Below are 20,179 nucleotides of genomic sequence, written 5' to 3' on the forward strand. Positions count from 1 at the left end.
GCCCTATGGATTTCCCGCCGACTGAGCGGTGCTTGGCTCCAAGGCTTTTCCGCTCCGGTCCGTCGAAAAGCCCGCCTCAAGCAGGCTTTTCCTGTTTGCAGTAAAACTCAGGCTACCGTCACGCTGCCCCAAATGGCACGGCGACGAACGTCTTGTTGCCGTCGCGTTCGACGAGCAGCAGCACCGACTTGCGGCCGGCCTTGCCGGCATCGGCGATTGCGGTCTTGACGTCGCGGGCATTGTGGACCGGTCTGTCGTTCACCGAGATGATGACATCGCCCGACTGGATGCCGGCGGCAGCCGCCGACCTGTCCGGGTTGACCTTGGCGACAACCGCGCCGCTGACCGAGCGCGGCAGATTGAGGTGCTGGCGCACATCGGGCGTGAGATCGGCAAGGCCGATGCCGAGGCTCGGCTGGCCGGTGCTCTGGTCTTGGGCGTCGGGGCTTTCAGCCGCGGCCTGCTTCTGCCCTTCCTCATTGGTGCCGACGGTGACGTTGAGATCGATGGTCTTGCCGTCGCGCCAGACGCTGAGTGATTTTTTGGCGCCCGGCGAAAGATCGGCGACCAGGCGCGACAGGTCCTTCGGCGTCTTGACGCTCTCGCTGCCGACCGATGTGATGATATCGCCGGGCTTCAGGCCGGCATGGGCGGCCGGCGTATCGTCGGTGACGGCGGCGACCAGCGCGCCGCCGGTCTTGTCGAGGCCGACCGCATCGGCGACATCCTTGGTGACCGGCTGGATTTGCACGCCGAGATAGCCGTGATCGATCGAGCCGTCCTTCTGCAGCTTGGCGACGATCGCCTTGGCCTCATCGGAGGGAATGGCGAAACCGACGCCGACGCTGCCGCCGTTCGGCGAATAGATGGCGGTGTTGATGCCGACGACATTGCCGCTGCGATCGACAAGCGGGCCGCCGGAATTGCCGTGGTTGATCGGCGCGTCGATCTGGATGAAATCATCATAGGGTCCGCTGTGCAGGTCGCGGCCGCGCGCCGAGACGATACCGGCCGTCACCGTGGTGCCGATGCCGAAGGGGTTGCCGATCGCCAGGATCTGGTCGCCAAGCTTCAGCCTGTCGGAATCGCCCCAGCCAATGGTTTGCAGCGGCTTCGGTGCCTCTATCTTCAACACGGCGACATCGGATTTCGGATCGGTGCCGATCAGCTTGGCCGGCAGTTCGGTGCCGTCATCCAGCGTCACCTTGATGTCGACGGCATTGTCGATGACATGGTTGTTGGTGACGATCACCCCGTCAGTACTGATGATGAAGCCGGAGCCGAGCGCCATTGCCTGCTGCGACGGCCGGTTTTTCGGCGCCTGGTGCGGCAGCGGGATGCCCTGATCCTCGAAGAACTGGCGGAACTGTTCGTCCATTGGCGACTCCTGCTCTCCGGCGCTGACATCGGTCGCCTTCATTGTCGTGGTGATGGTGACGACGGCAGGTTTGTCGGCATCGACGATGGACGCGAAGGAGCCGCTGGGGGCAAGAGCGCCGCCGGCATCCGAAGGCGCGGCAAAGGCGCTGGAGGCGTTGATGGCGAAGGGCAGGCATGCCGCGCCGGCGATGATGGCGGCCCCGACAAGGGCTGCGGTGCGATGGTTGCGGAGGATGTGTGACATGGTGGTGATCCCTTGGAAGGTGGTCCCTTGCGAGAGCGTTGGCTTTGGATGGCGTCGTGGTTCCATGTCTTGGGACCTGGCGTCGGATGGCGTTTGGCGCCAATTCCTCCTGGAAATGCGCAGTCGTCGAGGGGCGGCGACCGGGGGGAGAGAAGAATTGGCGCTCGGGATTCATATGATCCCACCAAGCGGATTTACAAATTAAAGTTTGATCATGTTTATATTGCCGATTTGTAAGATATGACTGGAATTTAATCTTCGCTCACGCAGCGTTTGAGCTTCTCAAAAATTCCGGCTTGATTTTGCCTCGCTTGGCCGCCGCCGCGATGTTTTTATTCGACAATAAATGGACTTATTCCTGGAGGCGGTGATCCGATCGCCGCATGCGTCCGTAATTTGCCGGCAGACGATCCTGTTGCTCTTTCTGGAATTGTATTCCGGATTCTGTTGCGAATATAAAATGTTAGTAGACTCTAAATTATTTCTTCTTCAAAAAGTAAAGGCCGCGATTCGAGGGCAAGCGAGTCTCGCGGGCGACGTATAGGGGGGGATGAGGGCAGCAGTGGAGCGGGGGCGGAAAGCCAGGCGCGGCGCGCATGTGAAGTTGAGCGATGTGGCGAAGAAGGTGGGGGTCAGCCCCATCACGATTTCGCGCGCGCTTCGCAATCCAGAAATCGTCTCGGAGGATCTCCGTCAGACCATCCTGCGCACTGTAGACGAGATGGGGTACATCCCCAATCTTGCCGCCCGGGCGCTCGCCGGCCTCCATAACGGCATCATCGGCGTCATCACGCCCGCTTTGCACCAGCACGGCTTCGCCGGCCTGATGATCGGCATCGAGGATTGCTTGCGCGCCACCGAATTCCGCGTGCAATATTCCAGTACGCTCCATCATGCCGACGGCGAGGCGGGCGAGCTCAGATCCTTCCTGACGCAGAAGCCGGCCGGCGTCATCATCGCCGGCGCCGAATCCTATCGTGATCTCCTGCCGCTGATCGAGAATGCCACCTGTCCGATCGCCCATATCACCGATCTCAGCCAGGAGCCGGCAAGGCTGGTCGTCGGCCTTGATCATCATGCGGCAGGCGCCGAACCCACCCGTTTCCTGTTGTCGAGGGGCTATGAGAGGATCGGCTTCATCGGCCGCGGAACGGATATTCGCTCGCGCCGCCGGAAGGAAGGCTATCAGGCCGCGATGCGGGAAGCCGGCCGTTTCGATCCCGATCTCGCCATTGGCGGAAATGAGGGAAGCAGCACCGGCCTCGGCAGGGAATTGTTTGCCCGCCTGTTGCAGCGCGTGCCGGATATCGATGCCGTCTTTGCCCAAAGCGACGATCTAGCGCTCGGCGTCCTCATCGAATGCACCGCGCGCGGCATCCGCGTGCCGGAGGATGTCGGCATCTGCGGCTTCAACGATCTGGAATTTTCAGCCTTCACCCAGCCGACGCTGACGACGGTGCAGATTCCACGCTACGAAATCGGCTACCGCGTCGCCGACATGCTGCTGCGCGCCGTCCGCGACGAACCACCCGGCGAAGACAAGGTCGATTGCGGCTTCTCCATCATCCCGCGCGGCTCGACGCGCTAGCGCGGCTTGACGCGGCAATCTGGTACGATCTGCCAGCTTTGTGTCTGCCGAGATCAGCCCAGTGTTCCTGCAAATCGTTCCGGCCACCGCTCACGTTGAAAAACCTCCGTCAGGAAGTCGATGAACACCCTTGTCTTGGAGGGCAGCAGGGTGCGGTTTGCATAATAGATCGAAATCGGGCCTGCATCGGCATACCATGCCGGGATCAATCGGATCAGCTCGCCGCTCTCCAGATAACCAAGAGCATCCGCCTTGGCGATCATCGCGACACCGAGGCCGAGAAGTGCTGCGGATCGCATTGCCGCGGGATCGTTGACGATGATCGTCTCTTTCAAGGCCGCAGGCTGCTCATCTCCAGCAAGATTGCACATCTGCCGCTGGTGAATTCGACCGGTCCGCATCGAGCGCATGACGATACCGTCGAGTTCGCGCAAGCCGGACGGATCATGAGGCCGAACCCGATCGCCCATATATCCCGGTGATGCCACGGGGATAATATGAGCGGGCGCCAATGCCCTGGCGATGATGCCGGGCGTCAATTCGAACCCTCCGCCGATCGCCGCATCATAGCCCTCGGCGATCAGATCGACCTGTCTGTTTTCGAACATCCATTCCGGCCGGATCATCGGATATCGCTGCATGAACTCCGGCAATAGCGGAAGGATGTAGCCGATGCCGAGTGTCGGGCTCATGCTGAGTTTCAGCACGCCGGATGGTTCGGACTGTTCGTTCGATGCCTCCGAGATCGCTCCCTGAAGGCTGTCCAGATGGTCACGGATTGAAAGCAGAAAGCGCTCGCCTGCTTCCGTGAGCGTCAGACTTCGGGTGCTTCGTTGAAACAGCCTGAGCTTCAGGTTGCCTTCAAGGGCTCCGACATTGCGGCTGACCGCCGCCGGCGTCAGGCCGAGCCGCCGTGCCGCCGAGGAGAAGCTCCCAAGCTCGGCGCTGCGCACGAAGGATTCCAGGTTTGCAAGCGTTTCCATATCATGACTTTCAATGAATGCTTGAAATTGATAACAGGCAATTCCGTCTAATCACAGGGGAATAACGAGGCGATATTCGCTCCATCGAAACCAAACAATGGAGTTATCGCAATGACCATCGGTATCATTGGCGCCGGCAAGATCGGCTCCGCCTTCGCCCGGGCCCTTGCCCGCAACGGCATCGCTGCCACGATCTCAAACAGTCGCGGCCCTGACACATTGCAGGAGTTGACCGAGGAGCTGTCGCCGCACATTACGGCGGGGACGATCGAAGAGGCGGCGAAAGCCGACCTCGTCCTTGTCGCCGTCCCTTGGTCAAAGCTTCCCAAGGCATTGGCGGGTCTTCCCGACTGGGCGGGCCGCATCGTGATCGATGCCAACAATCCGATCGAAGGACCGCTGTTCAAGCCGGCCGAGCTGAATGGCCGCCTGTCGACGGAGGTCTTCGCGAGCCTGGTGCCCGGCGCTCGCGTCGTGAAGGCATTCAACCATCTTCTGGCGCATCTGGTTTCAGCCGATCCCCGCGCCGAGGGCGGCAGCCGCGTGCTCTTCTATTCCGGCGACGATGCCCAATCGAAGGCCGAGGTGGGCGCGCTGATCTCCAGACTGGGCTTTGCCGGCATCGATCTCGGGCCGATTTCGATTGGCGGCAAGCTCGCGCAATTCCCCGGCGGACCGTTGCCTGTCCTCAACCTCGTCAAATTCGGATGAACAGCGATCGGCCGGATCGATCCGGCCGATCTGCTTGACTAGGCACAGCCCAGATTATTCCCTATATGGAATGAATGACAATCACTGTGCTGAAAAATGGATAACACCGGACTGTCTCTCGACAGAATGCGCACCTTTGTCCGCGTCGCCGAACGCGGCAACCTGTCGATGGTCGCCAGAGAGCTGGGTGTCGGTCAGTCCACCGTGACGCGGCACCTCAATGAACTTGAGGAGGCTGTCGGCGTACCGCTTCTCAGCCGAACCACGCGTCGCGTCACCCTCACGCACGAAGGTAGCCGCTATTATACCAACTGCCTTCAGATATTACGCCTGGTCGAACAGGCTGCCGAAGAAGCGAGAGATGCCCGTCAGGCCCCGGCCGGCGCTGTTCGGCTTTCTTGTACGGCAGCGCTCGGCGTGATGCACATCACGCGCCTGATCTTTGATTTCCAGGACAGGCATCCGGACATCCGGGTCGACCTCAACCTGACGGACGAGCGGATCGACCTGGTTCGCGAAGGCGTCGACGTCGCACTCCGTCTTGGGCCTCTCGCTGACAGCGCGATGAAACTTCATGCGCTCGGAGAGAGCCATCGGCTGCTGGTGGGCGCTCCGGCCTATTTGTCCGTCCATGGACGGCCGCAACACCCAGCCGATCTGTCACGCTGCGAAACCGTCGTGATGTCCAATGTGGCCGGCAGCGATCAGCTCGTTCTTTCCTCTCCCGATGGCACAAGCCTGATGATCCCGGTCAGTGGGAAATTGCGCGTCGACCACGGGCTCGCGGCGCGCGAAGCCTTTGCCGCCGGGCGCGGCATTGGACCTGCACATCTCTGGTTGGTCCACGATCTTCTGGATGATGGCCAGCTCGATGTCGTGCTTGGCGACTATCGTCCTTTACCGGTTCCGGTGAGCTTGCTGATCGTTCCAGAGCGTGCCGGTATTGCCCGCGTTCGGCTTCTCGTCGACTTTCTTGTCGCCGAGATTTCCAAATTACCGGGAATCCGGTCGTCATGATTTAAAGTATGTCGCGCAAAAGTGTGCAGCGGTTTTGCGCTAACGACATGCGGAAAAACAAAGAGCTAAAACGCGACAAGCGAATCTGAAAGATCGCGACGCGCTTTAGAGTCCGAAAGACCGCTTATCGCCACGCCACCCCGTCTTCCGCAGATACTGCTCCCAGTTGAGCGTGTCGGGGTTCAGGCGACGGCTCCATTCAAGATCGTGCTCCTTGCCGAAATAGCCATAGTCGACAGCATATTCGACCATCCCCAGAATCTCTCGAACGAGAAGTTCGTTGGCGGCAAACTCTGGAAAATAGTGCAGCAGGCCATCCCGGGTGAAAGCGTTTCGATAAGCGGCCTTGCGCCCGGTCACGCGCTGAAAGGTTTCGACCATTTCGCGCGGAGAAATGATGTCGCCAACGATCGGCAGCGTTTTGCCGTTGTAACGCTCGGGGTTTGAGAAAATTTCAAGCACGACTGGCCCGGTCGCCGTCAGCGGATCGACAAAAGGTGCTCGAAAATCTTCAGGAAGATAAACCGGCAGGAGGAGCGTATCGCCCTCCATGCGCGGCACATAATATTCGAGCAGATTCGTGTAGAAGAATGCCAACATGACGAAGGAATGGGAGATCGGCAGGCCGCGAATATAGTCTGCTACGCGCGCCTTGTCGGTAAAATGCGGCGCATACTTCTTGCCCCTGGTGATCTCGTCGACATTCTCAAGCGTGCTGAAAACAATATGCCCGACGCCGGCCTCAACGGCGGCATCCGCCAGTTGTCGGCCGAGAGGGGCCTCGATTGTTTCCGGCGGGGCGATCGGCGGCGTCATCAGAAATGCGCCATCCGCGCCTTTGAAGGCGGCGACGAGGTCCTCTTGACGGCCAAGCTCGAGCGGGACGGCTACGATTTCAGCGCCGCGTTCCTCCAGACGTAAAGCCTCAGGCGAATCCTTTTTCCGGGTTAAAGCACGCACCCGGAAACGTTGGCTCTCAAGGAGTGCCGCGGCGACGCTGCGCCCCTGTTTGCTCGTTGCACCGGCAATCGCGATCAGTGGCTTTTCATCTGCAGACATAGAGCTTCAAACCTTTCCCTGTCATTGACGCCGACTGCGGTGCCAGGCGTCATTTTGCGGGGAGGACGGTCGGCCTGTGCCGAGAGCCCACCTCGATGGCAGGCACCCTATCTCAACAGGTTCTATGGCTGTAGATATCTGAAATACATAACATAATGCCATTTTATGGATAAATGGCTCCCAGTCAGGCGCGGTACAAATCGGTTCGACATCCCGGATCAGAACGTCGAAACCCGCGCCGGGACGATCGGAAAGCGCCGAACCATGGTCTCTGCCGGCGCTGTTTCGCTGAGCAATCAGGGTATCAGCAGAATACTGCCCGCCGAGCGTCCGGATTCCATCTCTTCGTGCGCCTTGGCAACATCGGCCAAACGATATTCGGCACCGATCTGCGAAACGATCCCTGTTTTCATCGCACCGACGGCAGCCAGAGCAGCCTCGCGATACTGTCCGATGTCAGCGCACCAGGCCATGATGCTCGGATGGCAGAGTGCCTTGCCGGGGCGAAGTTCCTCGACGGGCACCGGTGGAATAGCACCGGCGGCCTGACCGATGGTGACTGCCATGCCGAATGGTCGGACAGAGCGTATGCTTTTGAGAAGCGAGTCGCCGCCGATCCCGTCATAGGCGACGTCGACACCAAGCCCGTTCGTCAGCCGCTTCACGTCCCCGACGATATCGGCCCCTCGTCCGACAATAAGGTGATCGGCTCCATAAGATGCGGCGAGTGCGGCCTTTTCGGAGGAGCCGACCGTCCCGATCACGGTGGCATCGAGCGATCTGGCCCAACGAACGAGGATGCTTCCAAGCCCGCCCGCGGCCGCATGGATCAGAACCTGAGTTCCTGCACGCACATCATAGGTCTTTTTCAACAGCATGTAGGCGGTCATGCCTTTGAGCAGCGAACTCGCTGCCGTTTTCGCTGTAACGGCATCCGGAAGCTTGATCGCCCTTTCGGCGGCAATGTTCCTCGTGGAGCGATAGGCGCCAACCGGCGGCCCGGCATAGGCAACGCGGTCACCCTTTTGGAACAGGGAGACGCCAGGACCGACGTCTGCGACGATGCCCGCCGCCTCGGCGCCGATCACCGCGGGGTAGGAGGGCATAGGGTAGATGCCCTTGCGGTGATAGACGTCGAGAAAGTTGGTTCCGATTGCCTGATGACGGATTTTTAGCTCGCCATCGCCAGGAGGTTCAGAATGGTGATGCTCCTCGACATGGAACTGGGTGACGTCACCGGGTGCGTTCAGCCATATGATTTGGTCGGTCATCTCTCGTGCTCCTTCATGGACACAAACTAACCGATGGCCTAATGTGTGAAAATTCCCTATTGCTTCACAATGATTGGGAGAGAATTCACAAAAATCGACTGGGACGACCTTCGGCATTTCCTGGCGCTCGCGCAGTCGGGAACGTTGCTTGGTGCCGCAAAGCAGCTCGGCGTCGAACACGCGACGATCAGCCGACGCGTTTCGTCGCTTGAAGCCAGGCTGGGTCGCAAACTCGTAGACCGCCGCGGGCGGCGCATCATTTTGACCTCGGAGGGAGAGCAGGTTGCCAAGCACGCAGCTCTTATCGCCGCGCAGACTGCGGCAATCGAGCAGCTTGGCCGCAGCAGCGCCACGGAGTTGCGCGGCCATGTGAGGATCAGCGCGCCTCCCGCTCTCTCAAGCGTGCTGCTGGCAAAGCCGATCGCCGCCGTCAGGCGAGACCATCCGGGTGTTCAGATCACGCTTGTCGGAGAAAAGCGCCTCGCGTCGCTGAACAGACGAGAGGCCGATATCGCCGTGCGAATGTCGCGTCCGGAGGACGGCGACTACGCCATCGTCAAGCTCGGCGAGACGAGCTTCCATCTCTACGCATCAAAGACCTATCTCGAAACGGTTTCCCCGTCGGACTGGACCTTCATCGGTTACGACGAAACCATGAACGCCTCACCGCAACAACTGCGGCTGATCGAACTGGCCGCCGGCCGGCCGATCGCCGTGCGGTCGTCCGTCCTGGAATTCCAGGCCGCAACCGCACGCCTTGGCGCCGGTGTCGTCATGCTCCCCGATTTCGCCGTCCTGGAGTCCGGCGGTCTCCAGCGCATTGAGACCAAACAGCCGTTGACAAGAGAGGTCTGGCTGGTTGTCCATTCTGATATCAAAGACGTCCCCTCCGTCCGCGTCGTCGTCGATGCGCTGAAGAACGCTCTGGGGAAGTAGTCCGCTCAGCTGGCTTGAGCACCACATGGACGGTGGGTCGTCGAGCGAGTTTTTCGTTGTTAATGTACGACTTGGGAGGCTACCGACATCAATTCCTCGGAATTCGGTGCCTTGAATGTCTGGAGCCCAGCCTCCAGAACTTCAGTGAAGCTCCAGCGTACGATGCCCTCCCGGTCGATTAGGAACTGACCGACAAGCTGCCCATGGTCGGCAGTCATCATCTGCTGATCGGCTTCCGTAATTTGATATCCTTCCTTCTCGTTGAGAAATTCGTCCATTGCCATCACGCCCATGGGCTCGGGCAACTCGCCCGGAAGATCGATCCGTATCGCCATGACCGTGTCGATCCCGACCTCGCGTAAGCCGAAGGCTTGGTGCGAAGCCCGTCCCGGGTCGGAAGCAGCAAGAAGATCGGGTATCGGATGGTAACGGAAATAGAGCCGCGCGCGTTCGACCGGGGTGTTTACCACCGCCAGGGATTGGACGCCTTTCTCACGCAGCATCGGGTTGAGATATGCCATGGCCGCGACATGGCGCCGGCAGAACGGACAATGCAGGCCTCGAAACAAACCGATCAACAATGGGCTGCGGCCACGAAAATCATCAAGTGCGATCTTCCCCTCGCGCGAGATCGCATCAAACACAACGTTCGGGACCCGGTCGCCCGGTTGTAGCGGATGGTCGACATAGTGCGTGGACATGGACAACCTCCTCGCTCGGGGATCAGTCGAGAAAAGGCGCCACGTTAACTGCTTCGAGGTCGAGATTGAGCGTTGCAGGGCCTGACCTCTCCGTTTTACCGCACCGCCAGGATCCAACCTAAGAATGGCCCCACATTGGCCTGCGGGCAAGCGGTAAACAGCGAATCGTGAATTGAAAAAGTCCGTTTTCTGCAAACTCTAATTTTTTTAGCGGCCGTAGAGGCCGGCAGGGAATCCGCCAGCCCGCAGCCGGCGGATTCGGCTGCGGTGAGGGGCCAGTCTTGCTGGCCCCTTATCCTTTATCAGATATCGCTTGCAGCGCTCGACCAGAGGTCGGCCGCTTCGGCTGCCGTCATGCGGCGCACCTCGGCCTCGTGGCTGCGGCTGGCGAAGAGTTCGCTTGCCATGATCTGCTCGGCAAGATCGGCCGGAAGCGAGAGGATGACGCGGGCTTCGCCATGGTGCAGGCCGCCGAGTTCGCTGCGCTTGCCGGTCACCATGCCGCCGGCAACCGTGTTGTTGGTCTCCGGATCGATCAGGATGAAGGAGCCGGACAGCCGGTTCTGCTCATAGGGGTCGAAGATCGCCGCTTCGTCGAAGATGAGCCGGACTTTGCCGATGGCGTTCATGTAGAGCCGCTGGGCGGCGTTCCAGGTGCCAGTCTTCAGTTCCAGCTGGCTGAGCGGCTGCACCTGAACGCGCTGGCGGCGGCTGCCGCTCTTCAGCCAGTAGCGTTTTCCGGGCTCGATGCCCTCAGGCTGCAAGGCAACGATCTGTGCGTCGAAAGCCAGGCCGACCTGCGGCTGGGCGTCGATCGAGACGATCATGTCGCCGCGCGCCACATCCACCTGGCGGTCGAGCACCAGGGTGATCGCGTCGCCGGCAACCGCGGCATTGCGGACGAGATCGAAGGTGACGATCTTCGAGACATTGGCGACCATGCCCGACGGCAGGATCATGACGCTGTCGCCCGGCTTGACCGAGCCGCCGGCAACCGTGCCCTGATAACCGCGGAAGCTTTCGCCGGGACGCGAGACGCGCTGCACCGAAAGGCGAAAGCCGACCGTCTGCGACGAGCGCACGGTGGCAAGCTCCAGCGTCTCCACCAGCGTCGGGCCGCTGTACCAAGGCATGGCGGCCTGGCCGGAATAGACGACGTTTTCGCCCTTCAGCGCCGACATCGGAATGGCGGTGATCTGCTTGACGCCGAGCGACAGGGCAAATTCCCGGAAATCATGGCTGATCTTGTCAAAGCCGGCGCGGTCGTAGCCCGTCAGGTCGATCTTGTTGACCGCAAGCACGAACTGCTTGATGCCGAGCAGCGAGGCGATCGTCGCGTGACGGCGCGTCTGCTCGAGAATGCCGAAGCGCGCATCGACCAGCAGGATGGCGAGATCGGCGGTCGAGGCGCCGGTCGCCATGTTGCGGGTATATTGCTCGTGGCCGGGCGTGTCGGCGACGATGAAGGAGCGCTTGTCGGTCGAGAAATAGCGATAGGCGACATCGATGGTGATGCCCTGTTCGCGCTCGGCCTGCAGGCCGTCGAGCAGCAATGCGAAGTCGGGCAGGCCGAGATCGTTCTGCTTGCCGGTGGAATCGCGCTGCAGGGTGGCGGCCTGGTCTTCCTTGACCGCCTTGGTGTCCCAGAGCAGGCGGCCGATCAAGGTCGACTTGCCGTCATCGACGCTGCCGCAGGTGATGAGGCGCAGCGGCGTGGTATCGCGCTGGGCCTTGAGCGGCTCGGCGGCGGGCAGGCTGACGACGGTGGCGGCCGAGACGGCGGTTTGGGCTGCAGTCATCTCAGAAATATCCTTCACGCTTCTTCTTTTCCATGGAGCCGGACTGGTCGCGATCGATGGCGCGGCCCTGGCGTTCGGACACCGTTGCAATTTCGAGTTCGGCAATCACCTCTTCGAGGGTGGTGGCCTGTGAGCGGATGGCGCCGGTCAGCGGGAAGTCGCCGAGGGTGCGGAAGCGGATCATGCCTTCCTGGCGAACTTCGCCGGGCAGCAGTTCCAGGCGCGGATCTTCGGCCAGGATCATCATGCCGTCGCGCTCCACGAAAGGCCGCTTCTTGGCGTAGTAGAGCGGCACCAGCGGAATGTCCTCGGCCTGGATGTAGCGCCAGATATCGACTTCGGTCCAGTTCGACAGCGGGAAGGCGCGCACGCTCTCGCCCTTGCGGATCATGCCGTTATAGATGTTCCAGAGTTCCGGCCGCTGGTTGCGCGGATCCCAGCGATGATCGGGTGTGCGGAAGGAATAGATGCGCTCCTTGGCGCGGCTGGCTTCCTCATCACGCCGCGCACCGCCGAAAGCGGCGTCGAACTGGCCGGCATCAAGCGCCTGGCGGAGCCCCTCGGTCTTCATGATGTCGGTGAAGGCGGCCGATCCATGCGTAAACGGCGTGATGTTTTCGGCTTTGCCGCGCGGATTGATGTGCTCGATCAGATCGAGATCATACTTCTTCGCGGTCTCGTCGCGGAAGGCGATCATCTCGGAGAATTTCCAGCCGGTGTTCACATGCAAGAGCGGGAAGGGCACGCGGCCGGGATAGAAGGCCTTGCGCGCCAGGTGCAGCAGCACCGAGGAGTCCTTGCCGATCGAATAGAGCATGACAGGACGCTCGAATTCGGCCGCAACCTCGCGGAAGATGTGGATGGATTCGTTTTCCAGCGCTTTCAGATGCGGGTCGAGCGGCGCCTTGGCGCTCTGCGGATTGCTGAGTTCCGTATCCGGACGGCTATCGGGCATGTGTTACTCCAGGCTATCGGTCGTTTACGGCTCGCCGCAAAACTTGATGTTGGCTTTCCCCGGGAATGTTGGCTTTCCCAGGGAATGTTGACTTTCCCAAGGCTGCGGCGGTCGCCGCGCCCTGATTGGGAAAGCCGTGGGGTGATTTACTGTGCGGCGATCGCTGCGGCCTCTTCGGCGACGTGCAGGCCGCATTCGCGCGTTTCGTCCTGCTCCCACCACCAGCGGCCGGCGCGTTCCGGCTCGCCGGGCTTGATCGCCCGGGTGCAGGGTTCGCAGCCGATCGAGGGATAACCGCGGGCGTGCAACGGATTGACCGGCACGCCGTTCGCCGAAACGAAGGCCTTGATCGCCTCCAGGTCCCAGTCGGCGAGCGGATTGACCTTCAGCAGGTGGCGTTCGGCGTCGTATTCGGCAAAGGGCGTTTCGGCGCGGTTAGCCGATTGGCCGCGGCGCAGGCCGGTGACCCAGATCGCAGCACCTTCGAGGGCACGGGCAAGCGGCTTCAGCTTGCGCACGCCGCAACAGGCATGGCGGGCTTCGACGCTCTCGTAGAAACCGTTGAGGCCGTATTGCGCCGCATAGGCGTCGATATCGGCCTTCTCGGGCTCGAAACGATGGATATGGATGTCGTACTGGCTTTCGGTCTCGTCGATCAGCGACAGCGTCTCGGCAAACAACCGGCCGGTCTGCAGCGTCGCGATATCGATCGGCAGGCGGTGCGTGCCGATCTCGGCGGTGATCACCTGGTCCTCGATGCCGAGTGACGTCGTGAACACCACGCGGCCGCCAAGGCCGGAGACCAGCGACAGACGTCCGGCAAGGTCGAGGCCTGCCAGTCTGTCGTTCAGCGCCTCGGCTTCCGCAATCGGCCCTTCTTCCGCAATCGTATTGATAGCAGTCATGAAAATCCTGTCCTTTGTTGACCGGAGTATCGCAGTTCACGCATGGATCGGACAGAAAAAGGGATTTCGAAAGCTGCGGCCGGAGGAGCAAATATCTCTCCGAAGCTGCCGCGATGCAGAAAAGCAGCCGCCTGCGGATGAAAATCCACATCGGCAGCTCGAATGTCTATAGAAATAGTAGAGTTACACGCAGCCTGTCAATCCGAAATCTGAAGTGATGCCGAAAATGGTGCAGAAGGCGCGGTTTTGGCATAGATTAAGCGTGCTTGGCCGAGGGCGAAAAACAAGGCCAAAACGCTTGTCTCTCAAGGCTTTCTCCGGCGCGTTCAAATTCCGTTCATGCTGGTTGTGCCATAGAGGTGAAAGTACTTCCGTAGCGGTGCGGAAATTCGCGCCGCCTGTGTGTGTCGATGGTCAAAAATGATTACGCAAAAGGCGAAATATGCGCTGCGAGCGCTGACGGTCTTGGCTGATGCCGATGCCGACGAACCGGTGATGATTTCCGATATCGCGGCGCAGCAGAAGATCCCGAAGAAGTTCCTCGAACAGATCCTGCTCGACCTGAAACATCACGGCGTCGTCGCCAGCCGTCGCGGCAAGCAGGGCGGTTATCTCCTGTTGAAGCCCGCCCACACGATTACCTTCGGCGAGATCCTGCGCATCATCGACGGCCCGATCGCGCCGCTGCCGTGCCTCTCGATCACTGCTTACCGCAGATGCGACGATTGCGACGGCGAACAGAACTGCCAGATCCGCCACGTCTTCGCCAAGGTGGCCGACGCCACCCGCAAGGTGCTGTTCTCGACGACCATCGCCGATGCCATCGCCCCAAAGCACAGCGCCGAAGTCACCCGTCTGCTGGCGTAAGTCAGGTTCCAGATCCGGCCGCCGATCGAACGAGCTTGATCGCGAGCTGACGCGCTGGCATCGGACGAAGTAATCGCCATCCCGGTTTGAATTTTCAACCTGATCCCACGTCAGAAAACGGAGGGTTTTCCAATGGCCGATGCCCGGTGCGCTTGCGGCGCTCTCACACTCACGCTCCCGGAACAAGCAAAACTGGTTGTCGCCTGTCACTGCCTCGACTGCCAGCGGAGGACCGGCGCGCCATTCGGCGTCGGTGCCTTTTATCCGGCCGAGGCCGTCAGCATTTCCGGGGCGAGGAAAGAGTTCACGCGCGATGGGGCAAGCGGCGGAAAGGTGCACATTTATTTCTGTCCGAACTGCGGCTCATCGGTCTGTTGGACGGCCGACAAGCTGCCGGCGATGATCGGCGTAGCCGTCGGCGCGCTGGCGGACCGCCATTACCCCGCCCCCGTCCTGTCGATTTTCGAGCAGTCGAAACATGACTGGGTGCGGATGGATACCGCCGTCGAACGTTTCCATCAAAGCAGTGTGGCAAAACGCTGAAAAGCGAGACCGGGGCGAAGCGGCCGAGTAGAAGAGGTTCGCTTTTTGGCGCGCGCTCCGCATCACCGGTCGCTGACGGCGGCGCGCGGGTTGATCCACGGCTCCTGGTTCGAGCGCGCCAGCGGCTGTTTGCCGAGGATATGGTCGGCTGCCTTCTCTCCGGTCATGATCGACGGCCCGTTCAGGTTGCCGTAGGTGACGTGCGGGAAGATCGAGCTGTCGGCGACACGCAGGCCATCGACGCCGATCACCCGCGTTTGCGGATCGACCACCGCCATCGGATCGTCCTTGGCGCCCATGCGGCAGGTGCCGCAAGGGTGATAGGCGCTTTCCAGATGTTCGCGCAGGAAGGCGTCGATCTCTTCGTCGCTCTGCACGCCTTCGCCCGGCTGGATCTCCGGGCCGCGATAGTCGTTGAAGGCGCTCTGTCCGAAGATTTCGCGGGTGAGGCGCACGCAGTGGCGGAATTTCTCCCAATCCTCCGCATGGCTCATATAGTTGAAGCGCAGCACCGGATCGGCCTTGGGATCGGCGGAACGTAAGCTCACGCTGCCGCGCGATTTCGACAGGTTATAGCCGACATGAACCTGGAAGCCGTGGCTTTTCGCCGCCGCCTTGCCGTCATAGCTGATCGCCACCGGCAGGAAATGGTACTGGATGTCGGGTTGCTTCAGCCCTGCTGCAGACCGCAGGAAGGCGCAGGCCTCGAACTGGTTGGAGGCGCCGAGCCCGCCGCGCGAGAGCAGCCATTGCGCGCCGGCCACGCCCTGCCAGAACCACGGCAGCCAGGAATAGAGCGACACCGGCTTGGTGCTGACCTGCTGGAAGTAGAATTCCATATGATCCTGCAGATTGGCACCGACGCCCGGCCGGTCGGCCTTCACCGTAATGCCCATGTCTTGCAAATGTCCGCCGGGACCGATGCCCGACAGCATCAAGAGCTTCGGCGAATTGAAGGAGGAGGCCGAAACGATCACCTCGCGGTTCGCCTTCACCACCTCTATTCTGCCGTTGCGTTCGATCTCGACGCCTGTGGCACGTCCGTCCTCGATCACGATCCTCTGCGCAAAGCCGTAGACGATCCTGACATTGTCCCGTTTCAGCGCCGGTTTCAGATAGGCATTGGCGGCAGACCAGCGGCGGCCGCCGAAGATGGTCTGCTCCATCAGGCCGAAGCCTTCCTGCTTGCTGCCGTTATAATCTTCCGTCGTCTCGAAACCCGCCTGTTTGCCGGCCTCGACGAAGGCTTGGAAGAGCGGATTGGTGAAGCCGCCGCGCTGGACATGCAGCGGCCCGTCGGTGCCGCGCCAGCCCTCTTCGCCGCCATGCGAATGTTCCATCCGCTTGAAATAGGGAAGCACGTCGGCATGGGCCCAGCCGCTGGCGCCGAGCTCTTCCCAGCGGTTGAAGTCCTCGGCATGACCGCGCACATAGACCATGCCGTTGATCGAGGAGGAGCCGCCGATCACCTTGCCGCGCGGCGCGGTGATGCGCCGGTTGTTGAGGTTGGCCTCCGGCTCGGACAGATAACCCCAATTATATCTCTTCATGCTCATCGGCCAGGCAAGGGCCGCCGGCATCTGGATGAACGGCCCGAAATCGCTGCCACCCGCCTCGATGACGATGACGCTGTTCTTGCCGTCCTCGGAGAGGCGATAGGCGAGGGCGGAGCCGGCGGAGCCCGAGCCGATGATGACGAAATCTGCTTGTTGCATGACGTTCCCTTAGATTCTTTTGCAACGGTTCGAAGACCCCGCCCCAAACCCCTCCCCACAAGGGGGAGGGGCTGAATTTGCCGCTCCGCCTCACTTCAAAATCGGCGCCACAAGCGATGAGATCGAAGGAGGGTAAAACCGGTGCCGCATACTAGCCCCTCCCCCTTGTGGGGAGGGGTTGGGGAGGGGTCTTGCACCCTTCAATACGGCGCCACCACCGGCCCCATGCCGACATAGACCGTCTTCAGCTCGGAATAATGCTCCAGCGCGGCCAGCGAATTCTCGCGGCCGAAGCCGGATTGTTTCGAGCCGCCGAAGGGGATTTCCACCGGGCAGAGATTATAGGTGTTGATCCACAGCGTGCCCGCTTCCAGCCGGTCGACGACGCGATGGGCGCGGGTGAGGTCGGCGGTGAAGACGCCGCCGGAAAGGCCGAATTCGCTGGCATTGGCCCGCGCAATCACCTCGTCCTCGGCGTCGAAATCGAGCACACACATGACCGGCCCGAAGATCTCCTCGCGGGCGATGGTCATGTCGTCGGTGACATCGGCAAACACCGTCGGCTGCACGTAATAGCCTTCGCCGGAGACGTTGTTCGGAATGCCGCCGCCGGCAATCAGGCTCGCGCCCTCGGCCTTGCCCTTCTCGATGTAGGAGATCACTTTCTCGCGCTGCGCCCAGGAGACCATCGGCCCGACCTGCGTCGCCTCGTCCATCGGATCGCCGATCAGCATTGCCTCGGTGCGGATCTTCAGCCGCTTCAGGAACTCGGCCTTAACAGTCTTCTGCACGAAGACGCGCGTGCCGTTCGAGCAGACCTGGCCGGTCGAATAGAAATTGCCGAGCATCGCGCCGCCGACCGCCGAATCGAGATCGGCATCGTCGAAGACAATGAGAGGCGACTTGCCGCCGAGCTCCATCGTCACGTGCTTGAGGTTGCCGGCGGCAGCCGCCGCCACCCTGCGGCCGGTCGGCACCGAGCCGGTCAGCGACACCTTGGCGACATCGGGATGGTTGACCAGCAGCGGCCCGGTGTCGCGGTCACCCTGGATCACATTGAAGAGCCCCTTCGGCAGTCCCGCCTCATACAGGATCTCGGCGATCTTCAGCGCCCCGAGCGGTGTGTTCTCGGAAGGCTTGAACACCATGGCATTGCCGCAGACAAGCGCCGGCGCAGCTTTCCAGCAGGCGATCTGCTGCGGATAGTTCCAGGCGCCGATGCCGACGCAAACGCCGAGCGGCACCCGCTTGGTATAAGCAAAGTCCTGACCGAGCGGGATCTGCGAACCGTTGAGACCGGCCGGCGCAATGCCGCCGAAGAATTCGAAGGCATCCGCACCCGAGGTCGGGTCGGCGACAACAGTCTCCTGGATCGGCTTGCCGGTATCGAGCGTCTCGAGTTCGGAGAGGGCCCGGTTTCTCTCGCGCATGATGTCGGCCGCCCGCTTCAGGATGCGCCCGCGCGCCATCGGGCTCATCGCCGCCCATTCCGGCTGGGCGCGTTTGGCCGCTGCGATCGCCCGTTCGACGATCGCGGGCGTTGCGGCATGCAGCCGTGCGATCACCTCGCCAGTCGCGGGATAAAGGCTCTCGATGACGGTGCCGTCGGTATCCTCGACATATTCGCCGTCGATGAAGTGCGAGGCTTTCGGCTGGGCTTTCATGTCATTTGTCCTTGGGTGGTTCGATGTGGTCGTTCCTTCTCCCTCCGGGGAGAGGGGGAGGCGGTGGCCAAAAGCGCATTCAGATAATCTTCCGTCAGCGCGATCGAGGCTTCAATGCCGATCGGCGCCGATTTCAGACTTTGCCTGATATAGAGCCCGTCGATCATCGCCGCAGCGCCCTCGGCGATGCGTTCTGCGGCGTCGGCGGGCAGCAGCGCCTTGAGGTCGGCCAGCAGATTGGAGCGCAGCCGCCTGGCATAGATCACCAGGAAACGGCGCGTCTCTTCCGAACGCTGCGCTTCGGCGTAGAAGGCAAGCCAGGCGGCAATCGTGCCCGGCGCAAACTGGTCGGCATGGAAGCTGACGCGGATGATGGCCGCAAGCCGCGCCCGCGGCGTCCTGGCGGCCTTAAGCGCCGCCACCGTGTCGTTGCGCAATTGTCTCAGAAGCGAGCGGATCGTCTCGATCAGCAATTGTTCCTTGCTGCCGAAATAATGATGGGCAAGGGCTGGCGACACGCCAGCCTGCCGGGCGATGTCGGACATGGTGACGGTTAGCGAGCCGTGATCGCCGATCACCCGCAGCGCCGCATCGACAAGCGCCTTGCGGCGCACCCGCTCCATTCCGACCTTCGGCAAACCGCGCCAACTCCTATGAACCGGAGCTAAGTTATTTTTGATTGACTGATTAATCAATAAAAATCTTTCTCGATTTGATTTAGCGCAGATCTTTTCTTGAAAAATTGCTGCAGCATATGTTGAATCCAACAGGAGGTGCGTCATGGCCGATGTCTTCGAGGGAACGCCGACATCTTCGCTGCAGTCGAAATGGATCTGGTTCGTCGGCCTCGGCGTGCTGCTGCTCGTCTGCGGTCTGATCGCGCTCGGCAATCTGATGCTCGCCACCGTCGTCTCGGTCTATTATGTCGGCATGCTGATGCTGGCCGGCGGGGTGATCTATCTCGTTCATGCCTTCCAGGTGCGCGGCTGGGATCATGTGCTGTTCTGGATGCTGAGCGGCCTGCTCTATGTGCTTGCCGGCATCTGCGCCTTCGTCAATCCGATCCTGACTTCGGCGGCGCTGACGCTGTTTCTCTCGCTCGCCCTCGTCATCGCCGGCGTCTTCCGCACCTGGGTCGGCATGCGCATGAAGCCGGTCAAGGGCTGGCGCTGGATCGTCGCAAGCGGCGTCATCACCGCCCTTGCCGGTTTCGTCATCGCGCTCGGCTGGCCGGTGAACAGCCTCTGGATCCTCGGCCTGTTCCTGGCGGCCGATCTTATCGTCCAGGGCTCGACGGTGATCGCCTTCGGCATCGGTATCCGCCGTTGAGATTGTGGAGAGCGGCCGTTCTTTTTTTGACAAGGCTATGACAGGGGATTAGACTTAAGGGGTTATGGGCCGATCCCGGCAAGCGGGCGGTCCGATGTGCGAATGCACCAAGGCACCGGCGAGATCGCCGAGAATGCTGAAAATGGTCATGCGTCCCCCAGAGGCAGGGTTCTGTCTGATCAGAAAAGGGAGGAAGTTCATGCCGATGGTCACCGTTTCCATCTCTCCGCAACAGGCAGCGGGCATCCGCGCCGCCGTCGACAATGGCGGCTATGCCTCGAGCAGCGAGGTCGTTCGCGAGGCGCTGCGTCTCTGGGATACCGCCCGCAAGCTCAATGAGTTCCGGGACGATATTCTTGACGACGACGCTCCATCCGGCGGCAGATGCGTCGCCGACATGTTCGCCGATCACGAGGCGGAGCGCCGTCGCTCCGCCTGAGCAAGCATTTGATTGCATTGGAAAATTGAATAAACGCGGAGCGCGTAGGGCACGCTTGCGCGTTTCATAAAAC

Annotated in this window: 19 protein-coding genes; 8 read left to right on the top strand and 11 right to left on the bottom strand. The window is 61.2% G+C overall.

Annotated features, from left to right (window positions below; all coding sequences use genetic code 11):
* Nucleotides 1-118 precede the first annotated feature (118 nt).
* The gene (locus C3Y91_RS13020) at nucleotides 119-1,624 is read right to left on the bottom strand and encodes a DegQ family serine endoprotease (protein WP_168575405.1); all 1,506 of its coding nucleotides are present in this window, start codon (nucleotides 1,622-1,624) and stop codon (nucleotides 119-121) included.
* 550 nt (nucleotides 1,625-2,174) lie between these two features.
* On the opposite strand from C3Y91_RS13020, the gene C3Y91_RS13025 reads away from it, so the two are divergent.
* A complete protein-coding gene (locus C3Y91_RS13025) occupies nucleotides 2,175-3,212 on the top strand; it encodes a LacI family DNA-binding transcriptional regulator (RefSeq protein WP_024322729.1) in 1,038 nt (345 codons plus the stop codon).
* A gap of 53 nt (nucleotides 3,213-3,265) precedes the next feature.
* On the opposite strand, the gene C3Y91_RS13030 is transcribed toward C3Y91_RS13025, so the two are convergent.
* Nucleotides 3,266-4,195, bottom strand: a complete 930-nt coding sequence (locus C3Y91_RS13030) for a LysR family transcriptional regulator (protein WP_018068808.1) — start codon at nucleotides 4,193-4,195, stop codon at nucleotides 3,266-3,268.
* 111 nt (nucleotides 4,196-4,306) lie between these two features.
* On the opposite strand from C3Y91_RS13030, the gene C3Y91_RS13035 reads away from it, so the two are divergent.
* Nucleotides 4,307-4,906 carry an NADPH-dependent F420 reductase gene (locus C3Y91_RS13035; protein WP_168575406.1) on the top strand — a complete coding sequence of 200 codons (600 nt, stop codon included), beginning with the start codon at nucleotides 4,307-4,309 and terminating at the stop codon, nucleotides 4,904-4,906.
* Between the two features lie 96 nt (nucleotides 4,907-5,002).
* The gene (locus C3Y91_RS13040) at nucleotides 5,003-5,923 is read left to right on the top strand and encodes a LysR family transcriptional regulator (protein ID WP_168575407.1); all 921 of its coding nucleotides are present in this window, start codon (nucleotides 5,003-5,005) and stop codon (nucleotides 5,921-5,923) included.
* A 105-nt stretch (nucleotides 5,924-6,028) separates the two neighbouring features.
* On the opposite strand, the gene C3Y91_RS13045 is transcribed toward C3Y91_RS13040, so the two are convergent.
* The gene (locus C3Y91_RS13045; RefSeq protein WP_168575408.1) at nucleotides 6,029-6,982 is read right to left on the bottom strand and encodes an NmrA/HSCARG family protein; all 954 of its coding nucleotides are present in this window, start codon (nucleotides 6,980-6,982) and stop codon (nucleotides 6,029-6,031) included.
* Nucleotides 6,983-7,278: 296 nt separating this feature from the next.
* Entirely contained in the window at nucleotides 7,279-8,253 is a 975-nt protein-coding gene (locus C3Y91_RS13050; RefSeq protein WP_130770287.1) for a quinone oxidoreductase family protein, read from the bottom strand.
* Between the two features lie 69 nt (nucleotides 8,254-8,322).
* Between C3Y91_RS13050 and C3Y91_RS13055 the strand changes: the two genes are divergently transcribed.
* Nucleotides 8,323-9,189 (top strand): LysR family transcriptional regulator, encoded by an 867-nt coding sequence (locus C3Y91_RS13055; protein WP_174827021.1) that lies wholly within the window; start codon nucleotides 8,323-8,325, stop codon nucleotides 9,187-9,189.
* Between the two features lie 59 nt (nucleotides 9,190-9,248).
* On the opposite strand, the gene C3Y91_RS13060 is transcribed toward C3Y91_RS13055, so the two are convergent.
* The 4 genes from C3Y91_RS13060 to C3Y91_RS13075 all read right to left on the bottom strand — a co-directional run bounded on the left by C3Y91_RS13060 (nucleotide 9,249) and on the right by C3Y91_RS13075 (nucleotide 13,549).
* The gene (locus tag C3Y91_RS13060; protein ID WP_168575410.1) at nucleotides 9,249-9,890 is read right to left on the bottom strand and encodes a peroxiredoxin-like family protein; all 642 of its coding nucleotides are present in this window, start codon (nucleotides 9,888-9,890) and stop codon (nucleotides 9,249-9,251) included.
* Nucleotides 9,891-10,192: 302 nt separating this feature from the next.
* Nucleotides 10,193-11,689: a sulfate adenylyltransferase subunit CysN gene (gene cysN / locus C3Y91_RS13065; protein ID WP_168575411.1), complete on the bottom strand. Its 1,497-nt coding sequence runs from the start codon at nucleotides 11,687-11,689 to the stop codon at nucleotides 10,193-10,195.
* A gap of 1 nt (nucleotide 11,690) precedes the next feature.
* Nucleotides 11,691-12,644, bottom strand: coding sequence for a sulfate adenylyltransferase subunit CysD (gene cysD / locus C3Y91_RS13070; RefSeq protein WP_003546395.1), 954 nt, complete (start codon nucleotides 12,642-12,644; stop codon nucleotides 11,691-11,693).
* A gap of 146 nt (nucleotides 12,645-12,790) precedes the next feature.
* Nucleotides 12,791-13,549 carry a phosphoadenylyl-sulfate reductase gene (locus C3Y91_RS13075; protein WP_018068798.1) on the bottom strand — a complete coding sequence of 253 codons (759 nt, stop codon included), beginning with the start codon at nucleotides 13,547-13,549 and terminating at the stop codon, nucleotides 12,791-12,793.
* Between the two features lie 420 nt (nucleotides 13,550-13,969).
* Here C3Y91_RS13075 and C3Y91_RS13080 point away from each other — a divergent pair, with 420 nt between their 5' ends.
* The gene (locus C3Y91_RS13080; RefSeq protein ID WP_003546399.1) at nucleotides 13,970-14,416 is read left to right on the top strand and encodes an RrF2 family transcriptional regulator; all 447 of its coding nucleotides are present in this window, start codon (nucleotides 13,970-13,972) and stop codon (nucleotides 14,414-14,416) included.
* 132 nt (nucleotides 14,417-14,548) lie between these two features.
* Nucleotides 14,549-14,959 carry a GFA family protein gene (locus C3Y91_RS13085; RefSeq protein ID WP_018485205.1) on the top strand — a complete coding sequence of 137 codons (411 nt, stop codon included), beginning with the start codon at nucleotides 14,549-14,551 and terminating at the stop codon, nucleotides 14,957-14,959.
* A 62-nt stretch (nucleotides 14,960-15,021) separates the two neighbouring features.
* Here C3Y91_RS13085 and betA read toward each other — a convergent pair whose 3' ends face one another.
* The 3 genes from betA to betI all read right to left on the bottom strand — a co-directional run bounded on the left by betA (nucleotide 15,022) and on the right by betI (nucleotide 19,120).
* Nucleotides 15,022-16,674, bottom strand: coding sequence for a choline dehydrogenase (gene betA / locus C3Y91_RS13090; RefSeq protein ID WP_024322720.1), 1,653 nt, complete (start codon nucleotides 16,672-16,674; stop codon nucleotides 15,022-15,024).
* A 200-nt stretch (nucleotides 16,675-16,874) separates the two neighbouring features.
* Nucleotides 16,875-18,338 (bottom strand): betaine-aldehyde dehydrogenase, encoded by a 1,464-nt coding sequence (betB, locus tag C3Y91_RS13095; protein ID WP_024322719.1) that lies wholly within the window; start codon nucleotides 18,336-18,338, stop codon nucleotides 16,875-16,877.
* On the bottom strand, nucleotides 18,335-19,120 hold the full coding sequence (gene betI / locus C3Y91_RS13100; protein ID WP_425523608.1) for a transcriptional regulator BetI: 786 nt from the start codon (nucleotides 19,118-19,120) through the stop codon (nucleotides 18,335-18,337). Before betI ends, betB begins: the two co-directional genes overlap by 4 nt.
* On the opposite strand from betI, the gene C3Y91_RS13105 reads away from it, so the two are divergent.
* Both C3Y91_RS13105 and C3Y91_RS13110 read left to right on the top strand, forming a co-directional pair.
* Nucleotides 19,119-19,667 carry an HdeD family acid-resistance protein gene (locus C3Y91_RS13105; protein WP_018485209.1) on the top strand — a complete coding sequence of 183 codons (549 nt, stop codon included), beginning with the start codon at nucleotides 19,119-19,121 and terminating at the stop codon, nucleotides 19,665-19,667. The two genes, betI and C3Y91_RS13105, sit on opposite strands and share 2 nt — an antisense overlap.
* Nucleotides 19,668-19,866: 199 nt before the next feature.
* Nucleotides 19,867-20,106, top strand: coding sequence for a ribbon-helix-helix domain-containing protein (locus C3Y91_RS13110; protein ID WP_012756551.1), 240 nt, complete (start codon nucleotides 19,867-19,869; stop codon nucleotides 20,104-20,106).
* The last annotated feature ends 73 nt before the right edge of the window (nucleotides 20,107-20,179 follow it).

The sequence above is a fragment of the Rhizobium ruizarguesonis genome, from assembly GCF_012349115.1.
Taxonomy (GTDB): Bacteria; Pseudomonadota; Alphaproteobacteria; order Rhizobiales; family Rhizobiaceae; genus Rhizobium; species Rhizobium ruizarguesonis.